Below are 18001 nucleotides of genomic sequence, written 5' to 3'. Positions count from 1 at the left end.
GCTCTACCCCGCCAGCGGGAACTGTGATCCCGTTGGCAACACGGCGACAACATCCGCTGCCACCACCCCTTCGCTCGCCAGCACCGCCGCCGGCAGGGCGACCCGCTCCAGCAGCTTGAGGGAGTGGGCACGCCCCACCGCCACCAGCCGCTTGATGTCGTCCGGCAGGAAGGGCAGGCCGTCATTGGTGGCGGTGTCGATGGTCTGGATCCACTCCATGCCCTCCCCCGGCGGCGGCAGGCGGAACTGGATGTCATAGTCGCTGGCGTTGAACAGCACGTACCAGCGCTCCCCGGTGCAGCCGATCATGCCGATGTCCATGGCAAACGCCTGCCCCATGGGGGCGTGCCAGTCCTGATCGGTGAGCTGATGGCCGTCCGGGTGATACCAGTTCACCTGGTGGCAGCTGGTCGCCTTGCCGTTCCAGCCGTCGTCGCTCAGTTGCAGGTTGGAGAAGACCCCGGACTCCGCCCGCAGCGCCATCATCTGGCGGGTGAAGGCGAGCAGCCGCTCGTCCTCCGGGCGCAGTTGCCAGTTCACCCAGCTTATCTGGTTGTCCTGACAGTAGGCGTTGTTGTTGCCGAGCTGGCTGCGGCCCATCTCGTCCCCGGCCAGGAAGTGGGGCGTCCCCTGTGACAGCAGCAGGGTGGCGATGAGGTTGCGCTTCTGCTGCTGGCGCAGGTTGTTGATGCGCGGGTCCAGGGTCGGCCCCTCCACCCCGTGGTTGCTGGAGAGGTTGTTGCCGTGACCGTCCCGGTTGTCCTCGCCGTTGGCCTGGTTGTGGCGCTGGTTGTAGGAGACCAGGTCCTCGAGGGTGAAGCCGTCGTGATAGCAGAGGTAGTTGACGCTGGTGTGGGGGGAGCGCCAGTTCTTCGGGAAGAGATCCCGCGAGCCCACCAGACGGGTGGCAAAATCCCCCATCTTGCCCGCATCCCCGCGCCAGAAGGCGCGCACCGTGTCGCGGTAACGATCGTTGATCTCCAGCCATTGGCTCGGAAACTGGCCGAGACGATAGCCGAAGGGGCCGATGTCCCAGGGTTCGGCGATGAGCCTGACCCGCGCCAGCACGGGATCCGCCATCATGGCCTTGAAGAAGGCGCTCATGGGATCGAACTCCCCCGCTTCCCGCGCCAGGGTGACCGCCAGATCGAAGCGGAAACCGTCCACCTGCATCTCGGTGACCCAGTAGCGCAGGGCATCGAGCACCAGTCGCAGGGTATTGGGGTGATCCAGATTGACGCTGTTGCCGCAGCCGGTGACGTTGGCGTGGCGATGGTAATCCGGACCGTGGGCCCCCGACTCGAAGGCGTAGTAGCCCGCGTTGTCAAACCCCTTGAGGGAGAGCATGGGGCCGTCGAAGCCCGACTCCGCGGTGTGGTTGTAGACCACGTCCAGGATCACCTCGAGCCCCGCCCGGTGCAGCTCGCGCACCATGGTCTTGAACTCGGTCACCGCATCCTTCGCCCCGTAGCGCGGTTCGGGCGCGAAGAAGGCGATGGGGTTGTAGCCCCAGTAGTTGGTGAGCCCCAGCTGCTCGAGCCTGGGCTCGGACATGAAGGCCGCCACCGGCATCAGCTGGACCGAGGTCACCCCCAGCCCCTGCAGATGCTCGATCATCAGCGGGTGGCTGATGCCCAGATAGGTGCCCTGCAACGCCTTGGGGATGCCGGGGTGCTGGCGGGTGAACCCCTTGACGTGGGTCTCGTAGAGCACGACCCGCTCCGGCGGGATGCCGGGCTTGCCGACCCCCTGCCAGTCGAAGGCATCGTCCACCACCACCGACTTGCCCACCATGGCCGCGCTGTCCCCCTCGTAGAGGGCATCGTCCCAGTGGGTGGCACGGCTGAGCGCCCGGGCGTAGGGGTCTATCAGCAGCTTGTCCGGGTCGAACAGCAACCCCTCCTGGGGAGAGCCATGCACCCGGTAGCCATAGCGCTGACCGGCCTTGACCCCGCGCACGTGGCCGAACCAGTACTGGCCGCGCCGACCGGGCAAGGGGAGACGCGCCAGCTCCTGCTCCTCGTCGTCGAACAGGCAGAGCTCCACCTTGTCCGATTGGGGAGCCCAGACACAGAAGTGGCAGCCCGTCTCGTCCAGACGGGCGCCAAGCGGGTGATCTACCCCGTTTTCCATTTCAAACATCAGGACTCCTGTTTGATGAACAAGGTCGCGAGCGGCGGCAAGTCCAGCACCAGGCTGTGTGCCATCCCCTGCCAGGGGGTCGCCTCGGCGACGAAGACCAGACCCACATCATAGTTGCTGCCCCAGTAATGCTCGCTGTCGGTGTTGAGCACCACTCGATAGCGACCAGCAGCCGGCACCCCGAGACGGTAACCGATGCGCGGCACCGGGGTGAAGTTGCAGGCCACCACCAGCGGATGGGCCCCCAGCTTGTCGGCCCGCAGCCAGGCGAAGATGCTGTTGTCGGCATCGTTGTGATCAAGCCAGCGGAAACCTGCCTGTTCATAATCCGCCTGATACAAGGCAGGTTCATGACGATAGAGGTGGTTGAGATCCCGGATCAGCCGCTGCTGGCCGCCGTGCCTGGGGTACTGCAACAGGTGCCAGGGCAGCTGGGCATCATGATTCCACTCGTTGCTCTGGGCGATCTCGGTGCCCATGAAGTTGAGCTTCTTGCCGGGGTGGGCATACATGAAGCCCATGTAGGCGCGCAGGTTGGCGGCCTGCTGCCACTCGTCCCCCGGCATCTTGTAGAGCAGGGAGTGCTTGCCGTGGACCACCTCGTCGTGGGAGAGGGACAGAATGAAGTTCTCGTCATAGTGGTACACCATGGAGAAGGTCATGTCGTTGTGGTGGTAACGACGGTGAATGGGCTCTTTTTGCATGTAGCTGAGGGTGTCGTGCATCCAGCCCATATTCCACTTGAAGCCAAACCCCAGGCCGCCAAGGAAGGTGGGACGGGAGACCCCGGCAAAGGCGGTGGACTCCTCGGCGATGGTCATGGCGTGGGGGTACTTGCCGTACACCTCCTCGTTGGTCCACTTCAAGAGGCTGATCGCCTCGTAGTTGTGGTTGCCGCCATCGACGTTGGGCACCCACTCACCGGCGTTGCGGGAGTAATCCAGATAGAGCATGGAGGCGACCGCATCCACCCGCAGGCCGTCGATGTGGAACTTGTCGAGCCAGAACAGGGCGCTGGCCACCAGGAACTGGCGCACGGTATCGCGACCGAAGTCATAGATGTAGGAGTTCCAGTCCGGGTGCCAGCCACGGCGCGGATCTTCGTACTCGTAGAGCGGCGTGCCGTCGAAGCGGGCCAGGCCGTGGGCATCGGACGGGAAGTGGGCGGGCACCCAATCCAGAATCACGCCGATCCCCGCCTGGTGGCACTGATCCACGAAGTATTTGAAATCGTCGGCCGTGCCGTAGCGGCTGGTGGGGGAGAACATGCCCACCGGCTGGTAGCCCCAGGAGCCGCTGAAGGGGTGCTCGGAGACTGGCAGCAGCTCGATGTGGGTGTACTCCATCTCCTTGATGTAATCCACCAGTTCCACCGCCAGCTCGCGCCAGCTCAGGCTGTCGCCGTTGGAGTGGCGCTTCCAGGAACCCACGTGCAGCTCGTAGATGGAAAGGGGCTGTTCGCGCTTGTCATTGAGCTGACTCTCGCGCCAGGCGGCGTCCTGCCACTGGTACTGGCCGTGGTCATAGACCACGGAGGCGAACGAGGGGTACTGCTCGCAGTAGAAGCCCACCGGGTCGCTCTTGTGGGGCAGGCGATTGCCCGCCGGGTCTTTCAGTTCGAACTTGTAGCGATCCCCGGCCTTGAGCCCCGGCACGAACAGCACCCAGTGGCCGCACTGGCTGCGCTGCATGGGGTGACGGCGGCCATCCCAGAAGTTGAAATCCCCGATGAGGCTCACCGCCGTGGCGCTCGGCGCGTAGACGGCAAAGCGTACCCCTTCCACCTGCTGGCCGAGGTGCGTCACGGTGCGCAACTGGGCGCCGAGGGTGTGGTAGAGGTTTTCCGGTTGCCAGGTGAGTTCCGCCAGCCCCTCCCAGGCGGCAGCCTGGAACTGATAGGGATCGATGATGTCGGCACTGGCGTCGGCGTAGGTCGCGATGAGCTGGTAGGGGAAGGGATTCTTGCGGCGGGTGAAAACAGTTTCAAAGAGGCCCGCTTCGTCAGCGGCGGTCAGGGTGACAACTATCTTGCCTGACTTGAGATCCCTGACCCGGACCTCGAGTGCATCGGGCAACCAGGCGGTGAGTTTCAGGCCTGGCCCATCCGGATTGGCCAGCAGGCCTAGATGGGAGAAGGGATCGGCACAGCGGGCGGCAACCAAACGTTCAACGGGCATCGACATTTCCTTTGATGGCTGAACATCCGCTTCGGCCGAAGCCGAAGCGGATGAAAGTGAGTCACATGTTGGCGTTCAAGGCTCAACGGCTGGCCTCGTCACGGGCCCGGCTCATCTTGCCCGCCAGATTCTTGAGCGCCTCGTCGGCGAAGATATCCTCCAGATCCCGGGAGAGCTTGCGACGCCAGTTGGGGTACTCGTAGCTGGTACCCGGCACATTGACCGGCTTGTCCATCTCCAGCCAGTCTTCGAGCTGGGTGCTGAACAGGGCACAGCTGCCGCGGGACATGTGCAGTTGCAGACCGTGGTTGAGCTCGGTATTCATGCCGACCCAGTTCACGTCGTGACTGATATTGCCAGAGATGACCCCATGAGCATGCAGGCTGTCAAGGATCCGCTGCTTGGCCTGGTGGCGATCAGCATACAGGGTCTTGAGTACCTCTTCATCCGGGTACAGGCCCAGTTCGCGTCCCAGCGCCAGATCGTCGCAGTGCCAGAAGCCTTTGAGGGTCGGCATGTCGTGGGTGGTCAGGGCGGACATCGCCTGCTCGGCGTAGTGCGCCGGGGAGATGAAGCCACCATCGTCCTTGGAGCGCTCGAAGAAGAACACCTTGTAGGAGTGGACGCCGTTCTCTTTCAGGGTCACGTCGATCCCCTCCGGCACGGTCCCCAGATCCTCGCCGATCAGCAGGCACTGGTTGCGATGAGACTCGAGGGCCAGGATCCCCAGCAGATCGTTCACCGGATAATAGATGTAGGCCCCCTTGGCGGCCGACTCTCCGGGCGGCACCCACCACAGGCGCAGCAAGGCCATCACGTGGTCGATGCGCAGGGCGCCGCAGGAGCGCATGTTGGCGCGGAACAGATCCACCATGGGCTGGTAGGCGGCCTCGAACAGCTGGTTCGGGTTCATGGGGGGCAGGCCCCAGTTCTGGCCGAGGGGGCCGAGAATGTCGGGCGGCGCACCGACCGAGGCTTTCGGGCAGTAGAGATCCCGGTTTGCCCAGATCTCGGTGGAACCTTCGGAGACGCCGACCGCCAGATCCCGGTAGATCCCCATCACCATGCCGGCGGCCTTGGCGCGGGCATCGGCCCGGGCCAGCTGCTCGTCAGCCAGGAACTGCAGATAGAGATAGAAGGCCACATCCTGCTGGTGCTCGGCCATCCAGGCCGCCACTTCGGGGTTGTGGTAATCGCGCAGCGCCTCGGGCCAGACCGGCCAGCCCCAGGCATTCTCGCCTTTGGCATAGAAATGGGCCTGCAGGGCGTCAAACGCTGCCTGCTGTTGCAGGCTGTCGCCACCGGCGGCCACGAAGGCATCGAACGCAGCCTGACGCTCGGCACTGAAGCTGGCCTGGTCGAACACCTGGCGCAGCATGCCGATCTTGGTCTGGATGACGCCGGTGTAGTCCACGTTGTCCTTGACCCGCAGGGAGGTGAGGTGCTGCTGGAAGGCCGGGCTCGCCACCTCCGCTTTCAGGCGATCGTTGCCCAGGAATTCGGGCACCGCTTCCACATCGATATAGGCGACGTTGAGCCAGCGACGGGAAGAGGGGCTGTAGGGGCTGGCACTCTCCGGGTTCGCCGGATAGAGGGCGTGGATGGGGTTGAGACCGACGAAGTGGGCTCCCCAGGCGGCGGCATTCTCAACCAGCTGGCCGAGATCGCTGAAATCGCCGATGCCCCAGTTGTGGCGGCTGCGCAGGCAGTAGAGCTGGACGCTCGGGCCCCACACCTTGCGACCATTGGCGATAGGCGCCTGCTTGTAGCAGGACTTGGGGGCGACGATGAGACGCATGGTGGCCAGCGGCTCGTCATTGCCCTCTTCCAGCAGGATGAGCTGGTGATAACCCAGCGCAGGCTGCACATCCAGGGTGACGCGATAGGCCTGGCACTCCATCTCTTCGAACTCGGCCACCCCGACCAGCTCACCCTCGATGGGGGTGAGTTGACCGGACAGCACTGCACCCTGCTCCTGCTGGAGCTGCCAGGTGAGGGCATCGTTGACGAATTCGATGGGGAGGCGAACCTCAAGAGTAACGGCGTCGCCGCTGCGTACCACCATCACGGGATCCAGCGCGCGCAGCCAGTGCTGGCGGTGCTCCTGCTCAAGCTGTTCGGACAGGGCGGCCTCGTCGTCGACGCGGTAGCCCATGGCGCCCAGCATGGCGGCCTTGCTCTCTTCCGATACCAAGGCCGGCTGGCCCCAGGCATCAACATACTCACTGGCAATGCCTTTGGCGGCAGCCAGCTGTTCAATCAGGGTGGTCATAGTTTGAGAATTCCCGCTGTGGATTCTGTCTACGCTATTTTGTGATTAATTTTTATGGTTGGTACTTGAACAGTGGCTCTTTGGCCATGCTAAACCGCGCACATTTTTACATATCTCCCCGGCTGGATGTGTGACCGGGCAGGCACTATTGTTGTTCTCTGCCACCGACTTTGCTGATGATGCATTCAACAAAAGTTGGTAGCCAGTTACATAAACCGAAAATAAATTTCACAGTTTTTCATGATATAGCGCAATTTCGCGCAGATTGTTGGTTGACTCGCGAGGGAGTTCTAGTAAATTTACAAACGGAATTTTCTTTGACTACTGAACAGTTAGGTAACCAATTATGACTATCAAAGTAGGTATTAACGGTTTTGGCCGTATCGGTCGTTTCGTTTTCCGTCTGGCCGCTGAGCGTGCTGACATCGAAGTGGTTGGTATCAACGACCTGATCGACGTTGACTACATGGCTTACATGCTGAAGTACGACTCCACTCACGGTCGCTTCAAGGGCACTGTTGAAGTCAAAGACGGCAACCTGATCGTCAACGGCAAAACCGTACGTGTTACCGCTGAACGTGACCCGGCCAACCTGAAATGGGGCGAAATCGGTGTTGACGTTGTTGCCGAAGCAACCGGTCTGTTCCTGACCGACGAAACCGCTCGCAAGCACATCGCTGCCGGTGCCAAGAAAGTCGTACTGACCGGTCCGTCCAAAGACGCCACCCCGATGTTCGTCATGGGCGTCAACCAGGATTCCTACGCTGGCCAGGACATCGTTTCCAACGCTTCCTGCACCACCAACTGCCTGGCCCCCATCGCCAAGGTTCTGAACGATACCTTCGGTATCGAATCCGGCCTGATGACCACCGTTCACGCTACCACTGCTACCCAGAAGACCGTTGATGGTCCGTCTGCCAAAGACTGGCGCGGTGGCCGCGGTGCTGCTCAGAACATCATCCCGTCCTCTACCGGTGCTGCCAAGGCTGTTGGCGTGGTCATCCCGGAACTGAACGGCAAGCTGACCGGCATGGCCTTCCGCGTGCCGACTCCGGACGTGTCCGTTGTTGACCTGACCGTCAACCTGAAGAAAGAAGCGTCCTACGCTGAAATCTGCCAGGCCATGAAGGCTGCCTCCGAAGGCGCCATGAAGGGCGTGCTGGGCTACACCGAAGACGAAGTGGTTTCCACCGACTTCCTGGGTGAGCGTCAGACTTCCGTGTTCGATGCCAAGGCTGGTATCCAGCTGAACAAGACCTTCGTGAAAGTCGTCTCCTGGTACGACAACGAAATGGGCTACTCCAGCAAGGTTCTGGACCTGATCGCTCACATCTCCAAGTAATTTGGGATGCGCAATCGCGTAGCTTGAAAAAAGGCGGCCAATGGCCGCCTTTTTGTATTCTGAATCACGGACCCTTTCTGAATGTCCCCGAGCACTGGAGCCTTTATGACACCGACACGTACGCTGACTGCCCACTGCACCCTGAGCCAGGATGGCCTGCCCCTGCTGACCATAGACAATGAGCACGCCAGGGCCGAGATAAGCCTGTTTGGCGCCCATGTGCTGCGTTACCAACGCCATGGTGTGCCGGCCTCTCTCTGGCTCAGCGACAAGGCGATACTGGATGGCAGCAAGCCCATTCGCGGCGGCATTCCCCTCTGCTGGCCCTGGTTCGGCCCCTCCCCCGCTCGCGTTGGCAGCGGCAAGCCGGCTCATGGCTTCGCACGCAACTGCCTGTGGACGCTGGATGGGGTCTCCGATCACGGGGATGGCACACTCGTCCACCTCTCCCTGCGTGACAACGATGCCAGCAGGACGCTCTGGCCTCATGCCTTCGAGCTGGAGCTGGACGTACTGGTCGGCAAGGAGCTTTCCCTGGTGCTGACCACCCGCAACACCGGCAAGTCAGCGCTCACCTACAATGCCGCCCTGCACACCTACCTGCAGATCAGTGCGCCGGAAGCGGTAACCGTGACTGGCCTCGGCGAACCCTATCTGGACAAGCTGACCGGCCGAAACGAACTGCAACAGGGAGCGCTGACCGTCACCGCAGCCATGGATCGCATCTACCGCCAGCCCGACCCCATGGTCAGCGTGCAGGATGGTGAGCGCACCACCCGGGTGGTCAACGGCAACCACGACAGCGTGGTCGTCTGGACCCCCTGGCAGGAAGGGGCCAGCGCCATGGCCGACATGAGTGACGACGGTTATCGCACCATGCTCTGTGTCGAGGCGGCCATCACCGCCGAGGACGGGATCACCGTCCCGCCCGACGAGGAGCACAGCTTCTCCACCGTCATCATCTGACGATACAGATGACGGATAAATAAAGAGGGCTCCCGCGGGAGCCCTCTTTGCATCTTGCCATCAGAGTCAGTCAGGCGTTGCCCTGGGTCTTGAGCTTGAGCTCGGCGGCGAAATCCAGCATGCGATCGAGCGGGACAAGCGCTTTGAGACGCAGTGCCTCATCCACATGGATCTCGTGACGCTCGGCACCGTCGGTCAGGGCTTCCTTGATGGCCACCAGGCCGTTCATCGCCATCCAGGGGCAGTGGGCGCAGCTGCGGCAGGTGGCACCATCACCGCCGGTGGGCGCTTCCACCATCTCTTTCTCCGGGCAGGCCTGCTGCATCTTGTAGAAGATGCCGCGATCGGTCGCCACGATCAGTTTCTGCTGGGGCAGCTCTTTGGCGGCCTTGATGAGCTGGCTGGTGGAACCCACCGCATCCGCCAGCTCGATGACGGAGGCCGGGGACTCCGGGTGCACCAGCACGGCGGCATCCGGGTTCTGGGCCTTGAGCTCGCGCAGCGCCTTGGCCTTGAACTCGTCGTGCACGATGCAGTGACCCTGCCAGCGCAGCATCTCGGCCCCTGTCTTCTTCTCGATGTAGGCGCCGAGGTGTCTGTCCGGGCCCCAGATGATCTTGTGACCCTGACTGTCCAGATGTTCGACGATCTCCAGCGCAATGCTGGAGGTGACCACCCAGTCGGCACGTGCTTTCACCGCTGCCGAGGTATTGGCATAGACCACCACGATGTGATCGGGGTGGGCATCGCAGAAGGCAGAGAATTGGTCGATGGGACAACCCAGATCAAGCGAGCACTCTGCCTCCAGCGTCGGCATCAGCACCCGCTTGTGGGGGCTCAGGATCTTGGAGGTCTCTCCCATGAAGCGCACACCGGCCACGATCAGGGTCTGGGCCGCATGGTCGCGACCGAAGCGGGCCATCTCCAGGGAGTCACCCACGAAGCCACCGGTGGCTTCTGCCAGGGCCTGGATCTCGGGATCCGTGTAGTAGTGGGCAACCAGCACGGCCTGGCGCGCCTGCAGCAGCACCTTGATCTCGGCGATCAGGGTCGCCTTCTGCTCGGGAGTCAGGGGCTGTGGTTTGGCCGGGAAGGGGTAGTCCATCTCGACTACCGGCGGAATACTGCTCAGTGCATTGCTCATTGCGACTGTTCCATCAACGCTCGGGAAGGCCAAAATTATAACCAGAAGCCGTGCACAAACCCATCAACAAATCCAGTACAGTACAACTGTCAGGACCCGCTCCGACCATATCGTTGTCATTCTTGCCAAAAGGAGTTGTCGAATGAAACAACGTTCGCTCAAGACCAAGTTGTTGTTGCTCACGCTGGGACTTTTTCTCGCCAGTGGCGTCGCCATGACATGGATACAGTCCTCCTCGCTGAACGGCCTGCGCGATGACATCATGGCGCAGACCCGTGGCGCCCTGGAGCAGGAGGTTTCCCGTTCCCTGCAATTCCAGGCAGAGCGGTATGCCGTGCAGATCGAAGACCAGTTGCAGCAGGCCTATCAGATACCGCTCGGCATGGCGGCGCAGCTTGAAGGAAGCATGGCCCAGCCGGACCAGCGGCTGAGTCGCCCGCAAGTGGAGCTGCTGCTTGGCAGCCGCCTGCGCCAGGCAAACGGGATCAGTTCCATCTACGCCCAGTTCGAACCCAACGGTTACGACGGACAGGACGCCGACTGGCAGACGGGCGCCAGCCATTCGGTTGCCGGTAAGGGCAGTCTCGAGGTCTACTTCACCCGGGAACAGAACGGAAACATCGCGCAGCAGACCATAGATGCCGCCACCAGTGATGCCAAGTTCGACACCTCGCGCAATGAATTCGGCATTCGCAACAGCGAGTGGTATCTCTGCGGTCGCGAGACTCGTCGCCCCTGCCTGATGGAACCCTACCTCTACGAGATAAGCCCTGGCCAGAAGATGCTGATGACCAGCCTGACAGTGCCCGTCCTCAAGGATGGCAAGTTTGCCGGGATCACCGGGGTCGACATGAACCTGCCCATCTTCCAGCAACTGGCCGAGCACCTTGGCAAGAGCCTCTATGACAACCAGGCCGAGGTCACCCTGGTCAGCAAGGCGGGCTTCATCGTCGGCAGCAACCGCCATTCGGACAAACTGGGGCGTCCCCTGACAGAGGCCGGACTGGTTGCCCCGAATGGACGCCCCGCCGATACCGACAGCGATTTCATCTTGCAGCAGCCCATACGGATCGATGCCGCCGACAACCAGTGGTGGCTGATGATCAAGGTGCCCAAGGCCCTCGCCCTCAGCCAGGCCAACACCATCAGCCAGCAGCTCGGCAGCCTGTTGCAGGCGACCCAGCAGCAGCAGCTGGTTGCCATCGTTGTCATCACCCTGGTGGCCCTGGGCCTGCTTGTCTGGTTCATCCAGACCATCACGGCGCCCCTCTCCCTCATCAGCCGCCACGTCTCCCACCTCGCCAGCAATGAAGGCGACCTGACCCAGCAGATCCGTATCGACACCCACCAGGAGCTCATCGAGCTGGGCAGGCATCTCAATGCCTTCCTCGGCAAGCTGAGGGCCATGGTGCAGGGCAGCAAGCAGATTGGGCAACAGGTGCATCAGCAGGCCAGGGGCATGAAGCAGACGGCCGATGCCATGCGCAGCAGCCTGGATGATCAGAGCCTGGAGCTGGAGAGCGTGGTCAGCGCCATGCACGAGATGAGCACCACGGCAGTCAGCGTGGCGGGCTATGCGGAACAGGCGGCGCAGGAGTCGGAAGCGGCGACCCACCATGTCAGCACGGCCCAGCAGACCTTGAGCAGGGCCCGCAGCGAGATCCATACCCTGGTCGAGGACATGCATCAGGCCGACAAGGCGGTCGCCCAGGTCGCCCAGCGCAGCACCAATATCAGCCACATTCTCGATGTGATCCGGGCCATTGCCGAACAGACCAATCTGCTGGCCCTCAACGCAGCCATCGAGGCGGCTCGGGCCGGCGACATGGGCAGGGGCTTTGCCGTCGTGGCGGACGAGGTGAGGGCGCTGGCCAACAAGACCCGCTCATCCACCGATGAGATAGGGCAGCTCATCGGCAGCCTGCAAACCGAGGTCACCAGCAGCCAGCAGCTGATGAGCACAGGGATCGCCCGCTCGGTGAGCACGGTTGAAGGCACGGAGCAGGCCTTCGAGGCACTCAATCAGGTGGTCACCCAGATCCAGCAGATCCATGATCACATCAGCCAGGTGGCGACCGCCGCCGAGCAGCAGAGTGCCGTGAGCGACACCATCAACCAGAACCTGATGCGCATCGGTGACGCCGCCACCACCCTGGGACAAGAGGCCAATGCCAGCCAGCGCCTGAGCGAGGCACTGGAACAGGCGGCCACCACCCTGGCAAGCGAGCTGGATCGACTGCGAACCTGATGGGAGACGGAAACGAAAAAGCCCGCATCGCTGCGGGCTTTTCAATATGGTGGTCGTTACTGGGCTCGAACCAGTGACCCCCTCCTTGTAAGGGAGGTGCTCTCCCAGCTGAGCTAAACGACCTGGGATATGACTGAAATGATGGTGGGTCGTGCTGGATTCGAACCAGCGACCAATTGATTAAAAGTCAACTGCTCTACCGACTGAGCTAACGACCCATCGAAATCATTTTTAAAACATGGTGGTCGTTACTGGGCTCGAACCAGTGACCCCCTCCTTGTAAGGGAGGTGCTCTCCCAGCTGAGCTAAACGACCTGGGATATGACTGAAATGATGGTGGGTCGTGCTGGATTCGAACCAGCGACCAATTGATTAAAAGTCAACTGCTCTACCGACTGAGCTAACGACCCATCGAAATCATTTTTAAAACATGGTGGTCGTTACTGGGCTCGAACCAGTGACCCCCTCCTTGTAAGGGAGGTGCTCTCCCAGCTGAGCTAAACGACCTGGGATATGACTGAAATGATGGTGGGTCGTGCTGGATTCGAACCAGCGACCAATTGATTAAAAGTCAACTGCTCTACCGACTGAGCTAACGACCCATCGAAATCATTTTTAAAACATGGTGGTCGTTACTGGGCTCGAACCAGTGACCCCCTCCTTGTAAGGGAGGTGCTCTCCCAGCTGAGCTAAACGACCTGGGATATGACTGAAATGATGGTGGGTCGTGCTGGATTCGAACCAGCGACCAATTGATTAAAAGTCAACTGCTCTACCGACTGAGCTAACGACCCATCGAAATCATTTTTTAAAGCATGGTGGTCGTTACTGGGCTCGAACCAGTGACCCCCTCCTTGTAAGGGAGGTGCTCTCCCAGCTGAGCTAAACGACCTGGGATTCTGTGTTCAGAGTGGTGGGTCGTGTAGGGTTCGAACCTACGACCAATTGATTAAGAGTCAACTGCTCTACCGACTGAGCTAACGACCCACATCCTGAACCTTTCACCAGCCGCATGTGCGGCCAGCGTTACAACATGGTGGTCGTTACTGGGCTCGAACCAGTGACCCCCTCCTTGTAAGGGAGGTGCTCTCCCAGCTGAGCTAAACGACCTGGGATTCAATATTCAGAGTGGTGGGTCGTGTAGGGTTCGAACCTACGACCAATTGATTAAGAGTCAACTGCTCTACCGACTGAGCTAACGACCCACATCCTGAACTTTTCACCAACCGCATGTGGCGGCCAGCGTTACAACATGGTGGTCGTTACTGGGCTCGAACCAGTGACCCCCTCCTTGTAAGGGAGGTGCTCTCCCAGCTGAGCTAAACGACCTGGGAATATTGTCTTCACCTGCTGTGAAGAAATGGTGGGTCGTGCTGGATTCGAACCAGCGACCAATTGATTAAAAGTCAACTGCTCTACCGACTGAGCTAACGACCCTCACCACGACCAGTGCCGACTGCATTACTGCTCCGGCTCTGACGGCGGCCTATATTACGGATTTATCATCCTGGCGCAATAGAAAAATCTTAAATTAAATCTGATTGTTCACTGCGCATACAAAGCAGAGAGTTCTTTACAAGAGTGTTACGAAAACAGTGACATGCAGCAATGTCACAGCTTGGCCAGACTCTGTTTGGCCAGCTGGGCCGGCGAGGTGTTGGGGTAACCCTTGATCACCTGCTCATAGAAGGCCTTGGCCTCTGTTTTTTTGCCGTCAAGCTGGGCGAGCATGCCGAGTTTCAGCAGGGCATCGGCCCGCTTGGGTGACTTGCTGTATTTGTTCGCCACCGTGGAGAACTGGCTCGCGGCCCCCGCCCTGTCCCCCTTGTTGAACATCAGCTGGCCGAGCCAGTAGTGGGCATTGGGAACATAGCTGGAGTTCGGGAACTGCTTGATGAACCCTTCGAAGGCAGGAATGGCCTTGTCGTAGTTCTTCTCCTTGAGCACCATGTTCACGGCCGCGTCGTAGGCCTGGTTCTCATCCTGGTTGGTGGAGTAGTTGGCAGCCGCGGCAGGAGGCGTTGCAGCACCTGCAGCACCTGCAGCAGGTGTTGCGGGCGTGGCGGCAGGCTGGCTGTTGGCCACCTTGTCGAGCTCTTGGTAGAGTTGGCGCTGGCGCTCCTGGGACTGCTCCATCTGGTAGGTCTGCTGTTCCAGCTGACCACGCAGCTCGGAGACCTCCCCTTGCAGGGAGTCGACCTGTTGCTGCAGTTCGGCCTGCAGACGCAGACGGGCGTTGAGGGTACGCTCCAGCAGAGCAACCCGGTCTTCCAGGCTGCCGGTCGGTACGATGGCACCATTGTTGCCGCTCAGCACCACGCCGCTGCTGCCAGAATCCCCGCTCAGATCGCTCACGGGTGCTGCCGCTTGCGCATTCAAAGCAACCAACACGGCCAGCGCAACACCAGCTTGCTTGTACACAGATTTCATTCGGATCAAACCTTAGCGTTTAGTGCAAATAAAACGGCCAGCGCATAGTCGCTCGCTGATACAGATTTCATTCGGATCAAACCTTGACGTTTAGTGCAAATAAAACGGCCATCGAAATGGCCGCTTGCATATAAACGAACTTCGTTCGACTCAAACCTTAGTAAACCAGGACCGCACGGCGGTTCTTGGCAAAGGCTTCCTCGGTGTGGGACAGATCCAGCGGCTTCTCTTCGCCATAGCTGACGATGGAGAGCTGCTCGGCCTGCACACCCAGGGTTTGCAGATACTTGGCAACAGCCTTGGCACGACGCTCACCCAGCGCGATGTTGTATTCCGGCGTACCGCGCTCGTCGGCGTGGCCTTCGATCAGTACCTTGACGCTCGGACGTTCACGCAGGTAGCTGGCGTGGGCATCCAGCAGGTCGGCGTACTGACCCTGAATGTCGTAACCATCGTACGGGAAGTAGATCACGTTGTCGCGTTGCAGCGCTTCGAACTTCTGACGCATCTGCTCTTCCGGGGACAACATGCCGTTGGCGCCGCCGGTTTGTACACCGCCCATGCCGTCGGTCATGCCGGACTCGGCGCCAGCGGCGTCGGAGTCGGAAGAGGAGCTACAGGCAGCCAGGGTGAACAGTGGCAGTGCGATGGCCAGACCCTTGAGCAGTTTATTGAGTTGCATGCTATTTCCTTAAACCTTTATAACAAAACAAAAAACAATCGATTTTTATCAATTCAAGAAGGGCGACCAAGCTGGTGCACGAATTTCACCGCTACTGGTCGGAAGCACTGCCTTGAAGCGACCGTCGGTCGACACCAATGCGAGACTCTTACGACCCTGATAGATGGTGGCATAAATGATCATGCTGCCATTGGGAGCCACACTTGGCGATTCATCCAGAGCACTCTGGGTCAGTACCAGCATGGCTCCATTTTCCATATCCTGGCGAGCGATGCGATATTGTCCCTGAACCCGGGTCACCATCACCATGGACTTGCCGTCCGGTGTGATGGATGCCCCCTGGTTGGAATCCCCTTCCCAGGTCATCCGGCGAGTCATGCCAGTCGCCAAATTTACGCTATAAATCTGGGGTTTGCCACCACGTTCAGAGGTGAACAGCAAAGTTTGACCGTCCGGCATCCAGGAGGGTTCGGTGTCGATGGTGCGGTTATTTGTGACTCGAGTGAGTTGCTTGCTAGCAACATCAACGACATAGATGTCAGGCTGCCCATCTTTGGACAGAACAATAGCCAAACGACGACCATCTGGAGACCACTCCGGCGCACCGTTGATGCCACGGAAGCTGGTGATCAGACTGCGCTGCTGGGTGTAGATGTCCTGCACATAGATCTCGGACTTCTGGTTCTCGAAGCTCACGTAAGCCAGCTTGCTGCCATCCGGCGACCAGGCCGGGGACATCAGGGGTTCACGGGAGCGCAGCAGAGTCTTCTCGTTGTAGCCGTCGTAGTCGGAGATCCGCAGCTGATACGGGAACTGGGTGCCCTGCTGCACGGAGACATAGGCCAGACGAGTCAGGAAGGCACCACGCTCACCGGTCAGACGCTCGTAGACGATGTCGGAGATGCGGTGGGCAAACTGGCGCATCTGGGCACCCGGGATGGTCGCCATGCGGCTGTCCAGGATGTAACCGTTCGCTTCACCGCCCTGGGTCTTGGCCAGCTGGCCTTTCAGGACGTCGACCAGCTCGAAGTTGATCTTGTAGGTGCCATCACCCACGGCGGCGATGGAGCCGACCACCACGGCCTCGACCCCTTGCGAAGCCCAGGGTGCGAAGTTGATCTCGCCGCTGGTGCTCGGCGTCTGCGGCATCTGGCCACGGGCCAGCGGCTTGAACTTGCCGCTACGCATCAGGTCGTTGGAGACCACTTCCGCGATGTCCTGCGGCAACTGGCCATTGCCCTCCCACTTGAAGGGGGCGATGGCGATGGGGCGCGCACTGTCGATACCGCCGGTGATGACGATGTCCAAGGCCGCCTGAGCGCTCTGGCCTAGCAGAAGGCAGCCAACCAAAGCAAAAAACACTTTTCTTATCATGGCTTAAATACTCTGTTCCAAAAAAATGAGAGGTGAAATCCCTTTATCAGCAGATGCTGCCAACCACGGTCATTGACCCCGTTCTATCACGCTTAGATGCTCGGTTCTAACTTGAGGTTAAACTCCTTCAACATCTCGAATGCCGCCGGATCCTTCGGCACCGGCAACTGGTTGGCCTTCAGAACCGCCGCCTTGCCGGAGCGGCAGACCGCCGGATCACCCTGACCGTTGTCCACCGAGATGACGAAGCCGCTACTGGCCAACTTGACACCGATAGTACATGTTTTGCCCCGCATGGTGGGATCCAAAATCATGTAGCGCTCGACCGTGGCCTTGATGAGGGCGGCATACTTGTCGACTTCGCCCTTGGCGGCTGCCGATGCTGCCTGACTGCGCGCATTGGCCTCGGCGGCCAGCTGCTGCTCCATCATGGCTTCCATCTCTTTTTGCAACTTGGCCTCTTCGGCCGCCTTGCGCTTGCGCTCCGCCTCAATCTTGGCCTTTCTGTCGGCCTCGGCCTTCGCCTTCTTCTCTGCGTCAGCTTTTGCCTTCTTGTCAGCCTCTTCCTTCGCCTTCTTCTCGGCCTCGGCCTTGGCTTTCTTCTCGGCTTCCGCCTTCGCCTTTTTCTCGGCTTCGGCCTTGGCCTTCTTCTCGGCTTCCGCTTTCTTGGCCTTGGCCTCTTCCGCCTTGGCCTTCTCTTCAGCCTGCTTCTTCTCCAGCTCTTCTTTTTTCTTCTTGAGCGCCAGCGCCTTGGCCTCTTCCGCCGCCTTGCGTTCGGCTTCGGCCTTCTTGGTCTTCTGCTCTTCCAGCTTGCGGGCTTCCTCGGCTTTCTGGGCCTTCTCTTCGGCCTGCTTCTGTTCAGCCTCTTTCTTCTGCTTGTCGGCTTCGGCCTTGCGGGTCGCCTCTTCGGCCTGCTTGCGCTTGGTCTCGGCGATACGCAGACGCTCCTGCTCCTGTGCCAGCTCGCGTTTGACGCGCTCAGCGTCTTCCTTGTCCTTCTGCTGCTGTGCAGCCTTGGGCTGGGCCTGCTTCTGCTGCTGGACCTGCTGCATCTGCTGCTCCAGCATTTCGCTGTCCATCATGACCGCATTGACGATCTGTCCCTTGGACTCGGGGCGCTTGGGTTTGCTGAAGTCGACACCGACCAGCAGGATGATGCCGATGATCAGATGCAGCAGCAGCGACGCGACGAGATAACCGGAAATACCACGCTTCACATCCATC

The 18001-nt window shown here is 60.4% G+C and carries 11 protein-coding genes and 14 tRNA genes; 3 read left to right on the top strand and 22 right to left on the bottom strand.

Annotated elements, in window-relative coordinates; genetic code table 11:
* Window positions 1-3: 3 nt before the first annotated feature.
* The 3 genes from glgX to malQ form a co-directional block, all read right to left on the bottom strand.
* Window positions 4-2142 carry a glycogen debranching protein GlgX gene (gene glgX, locus C2U30_RS18445; protein WP_103244248.1) on the bottom strand — a complete coding sequence of 713 codons (2139 nt, stop codon included), beginning with the start codon at window positions 2140-2142 and terminating at the stop codon, window positions 4-6.
* Window positions 2142-4319: a 1,4-alpha-glucan branching protein GlgB gene (glgB, locus tag C2U30_RS18440; protein ID WP_103244247.1), complete on the bottom strand. Its 2178-nt coding sequence runs from the start codon at window positions 4317-4319 to the stop codon at window positions 2142-2144. Before glgB ends, glgX begins: the two co-directional genes overlap by 1 nt.
* Window positions 4320-4401: 82 nt before the next feature.
* Window positions 4402-6591 (bottom strand): 4-alpha-glucanotransferase, encoded by a 2190-nt coding sequence (malQ, locus tag C2U30_RS18435; RefSeq protein WP_103244246.1) that lies wholly within the window; start codon window positions 6589-6591, stop codon window positions 4402-4404.
* Window positions 6592-6937: 346 nt separating this feature from the next.
* Between malQ and gap the strand changes: the two genes are divergently transcribed.
* Window positions 6938-7933, top strand: a complete 996-nt coding sequence (gene gap / locus C2U30_RS18430; protein ID WP_010672882.1) for a type I glyceraldehyde-3-phosphate dehydrogenase — start codon at window positions 6938-6940, stop codon at window positions 7931-7933.
* A gap of 105 nt (window positions 7934-8038) precedes the next feature.
* The gene (locus tag C2U30_RS18425) at window positions 8039-8899 is read left to right on the top strand and encodes a D-hexose-6-phosphate mutarotase (RefSeq protein WP_103244245.1); all 861 of its coding nucleotides are present in this window, start codon (window positions 8039-8041) and stop codon (window positions 8897-8899) included.
* Window positions 8900-8969: 70 nt separating this feature from the next.
* Here the strand turns inward: C2U30_RS18425 and nadA are convergent, their stop codons facing one another.
* On the bottom strand, window positions 8970-10043 hold the full coding sequence (gene nadA, locus C2U30_RS18420) for a quinolinate synthase NadA (protein ID WP_010672880.1): 1074 nt from the start codon (window positions 10041-10043) through the stop codon (window positions 8970-8972).
* Window positions 10044-10185: 142 nt separating this feature from the next.
* On the opposite strand from nadA, the gene C2U30_RS18415 reads away from it, so the two are divergent.
* Window positions 10186-12291 (top strand): methyl-accepting chemotaxis protein, encoded by a 2106-nt coding sequence (locus tag C2U30_RS18415; protein WP_103244244.1) that lies wholly within the window; start codon window positions 10186-10188, stop codon window positions 12289-12291.
* 47 nt (window positions 12292-12338) lie between these two features.
* Here C2U30_RS18415 and C2U30_RS18410 read toward each other — a convergent pair.
* The 18 genes from C2U30_RS18410 to tolA form a co-directional block, all read right to left on the bottom strand.
* Window positions 12339-12414: transfer RNA gene (locus C2U30_RS18410), tRNA-Val, on the bottom strand.
* A gap of 19 nt (window positions 12415-12433) precedes the next feature.
* Window positions 12434-12509, bottom strand: a tRNA-Lys gene (locus tag C2U30_RS18405).
* A gap of 21 nt (window positions 12510-12530) precedes the next feature.
* Window positions 12531-12606 (bottom strand) — tRNA-Val (locus C2U30_RS18400).
* Between the two features lie 19 nt (window positions 12607-12625).
* Window positions 12626-12701: transfer RNA gene (locus C2U30_RS18395), tRNA-Lys, on the bottom strand.
* 21 nt (window positions 12702-12722) lie between these two features.
* Window positions 12723-12798: transfer RNA gene (locus C2U30_RS18390), tRNA-Val, on the bottom strand.
* Between the two features lie 19 nt (window positions 12799-12817).
* Window positions 12818-12893 (bottom strand) — tRNA-Lys (locus tag C2U30_RS18385).
* Window positions 12894-12914: 21 nt separating this feature from the next.
* A tRNA-Val gene (locus C2U30_RS18380) sits at window positions 12915-12990 on the bottom strand.
* Window positions 12991-13009: 19 nt separating this feature from the next.
* Window positions 13010-13085 (bottom strand) — tRNA-Lys (locus C2U30_RS18375).
* A 22-nt stretch (window positions 13086-13107) separates the two neighbouring features.
* Window positions 13108-13183, bottom strand: a tRNA-Val gene (locus C2U30_RS18370).
* Between the two features lie 19 nt (window positions 13184-13202).
* Window positions 13203-13278 (bottom strand) — tRNA-Lys (locus C2U30_RS18365).
* Between the two features lie 47 nt (window positions 13279-13325).
* A tRNA-Val gene (locus C2U30_RS18360) sits at window positions 13326-13401 on the bottom strand.
* A 19-nt stretch (window positions 13402-13420) separates the two neighbouring features.
* Window positions 13421-13496: transfer RNA gene (locus C2U30_RS18355), tRNA-Lys, on the bottom strand.
* Between the two features lie 48 nt (window positions 13497-13544).
* Window positions 13545-13620: transfer RNA gene (locus tag C2U30_RS18350), tRNA-Val, on the bottom strand.
* A gap of 32 nt (window positions 13621-13652) precedes the next feature.
* A tRNA-Lys gene (locus C2U30_RS18345) sits at window positions 13653-13728 on the bottom strand.
* Between the two features lie 174 nt (window positions 13729-13902).
* A complete protein-coding gene (ybgF, locus tag C2U30_RS18340; RefSeq protein WP_199767294.1) occupies window positions 13903-14721 on the bottom strand; it encodes a tol-pal system protein YbgF in 819 nt (272 codons plus the stop codon).
* Window positions 14722-14878: 157 nt separating this feature from the next.
* A complete protein-coding gene (pal, locus tag C2U30_RS18335; RefSeq protein ID WP_010672877.1) occupies window positions 14879-15403 on the bottom strand; it encodes a peptidoglycan-associated lipoprotein Pal in 525 nt (174 codons plus the stop codon).
* A gap of 48 nt (window positions 15404-15451) precedes the next feature.
* Window positions 15452-16777, bottom strand: coding sequence for a Tol-Pal system beta propeller repeat protein TolB (gene tolB, locus C2U30_RS18330; RefSeq protein ID WP_010672876.1), 1326 nt, complete (start codon window positions 16775-16777; stop codon window positions 15452-15454).
* A gap of 92 nt (window positions 16778-16869) precedes the next feature.
* Entirely contained in the window at window positions 16870-18000 is a 1131-nt protein-coding gene (gene tolA, locus C2U30_RS18325) for a cell envelope integrity protein TolA (protein ID WP_042014603.1), read from the bottom strand.
* Between the last annotated feature and the right edge of the window lies 1 nt (window position 18001).

Origin of the sequence: Aeromonas sp. ASNIH5, from assembly GCF_002902865.1 — a bacterium.
Classification (GTDB): Bacteria; Pseudomonadota; Gammaproteobacteria; order Enterobacterales; family Aeromonadaceae; genus Aeromonas; species Aeromonas caviae.
This window is presented reverse-complemented; position numbering and strand designations above follow the sequence as displayed.

What these genes read in the sequence shown, in the direction of transcription:
- glgX (WP_103244248.1), bottom strand. Translation starts at nt 2,142, where the DNA reads ATGTTTGAAATGGAAAACGGGGTAGATCACCCGCTTGGCGCCCGTCTG.
- glgB (WP_103244247.1), bottom strand. Translation starts at nt 4,319, where the DNA reads ATGCCCGTTGAACGTTTGGTTGCCGCCCGCTGTGCCGATCCCTTCTCC.
- malQ (WP_103244246.1), bottom strand. Translation starts at nt 6,591, where the DNA reads ATGACCACCCTGATTGAACAGCTGGCTGCCGCCAAAGGCATTGCCAGT.
- gap (WP_010672882.1), top strand. Translation starts at nt 6,938, where the DNA reads ATGACTATCAAAGTAGGTATTAACGGTTTTGGCCGTATCGGTCGTTTC.
- C2U30_RS18425 (WP_103244245.1), top strand. Translation starts at nt 8,039, where the DNA reads ATGACACCGACACGTACGCTGACTGCCCACTGCACCCTGAGCCAGGAT.
- nadA (WP_010672880.1), bottom strand. Translation starts at nt 10,043, where the DNA reads ATGAGCAATGCACTGAGCAGTATTCCGCCGGTAGTCGAGATGGACTAC.
- C2U30_RS18415 (WP_103244244.1), top strand. Translation starts at nt 10,186, where the DNA reads ATGAAACAACGTTCGCTCAAGACCAAGTTGTTGTTGCTCACGCTGGGA.
- ybgF (WP_199767294.1), bottom strand. Translation starts at nt 14,721, where the DNA reads ATGAAATCTGTGTACAAGCAAGCTGGTGTTGCGCTGGCCGTGTTGGTT.
- pal (WP_010672877.1), bottom strand. Translation starts at nt 15,403, where the DNA reads ATGCAACTCAATAAACTGCTCAAGGGTCTGGCCATCGCACTGCCACTG.
- tolB (WP_010672876.1), bottom strand. Translation starts at nt 16,777, where the DNA reads ATGATAAGAAAAGTGTTTTTTGCTTTGGTTGGCTGCCTTCTGCTAGGC.
- tolA (WP_042014603.1), bottom strand. Translation starts at nt 18,000, where the DNA reads ATGGATGTGAAGCGTGGTATTTCCGGTTATCTCGTCGCGTCGCTGCTG.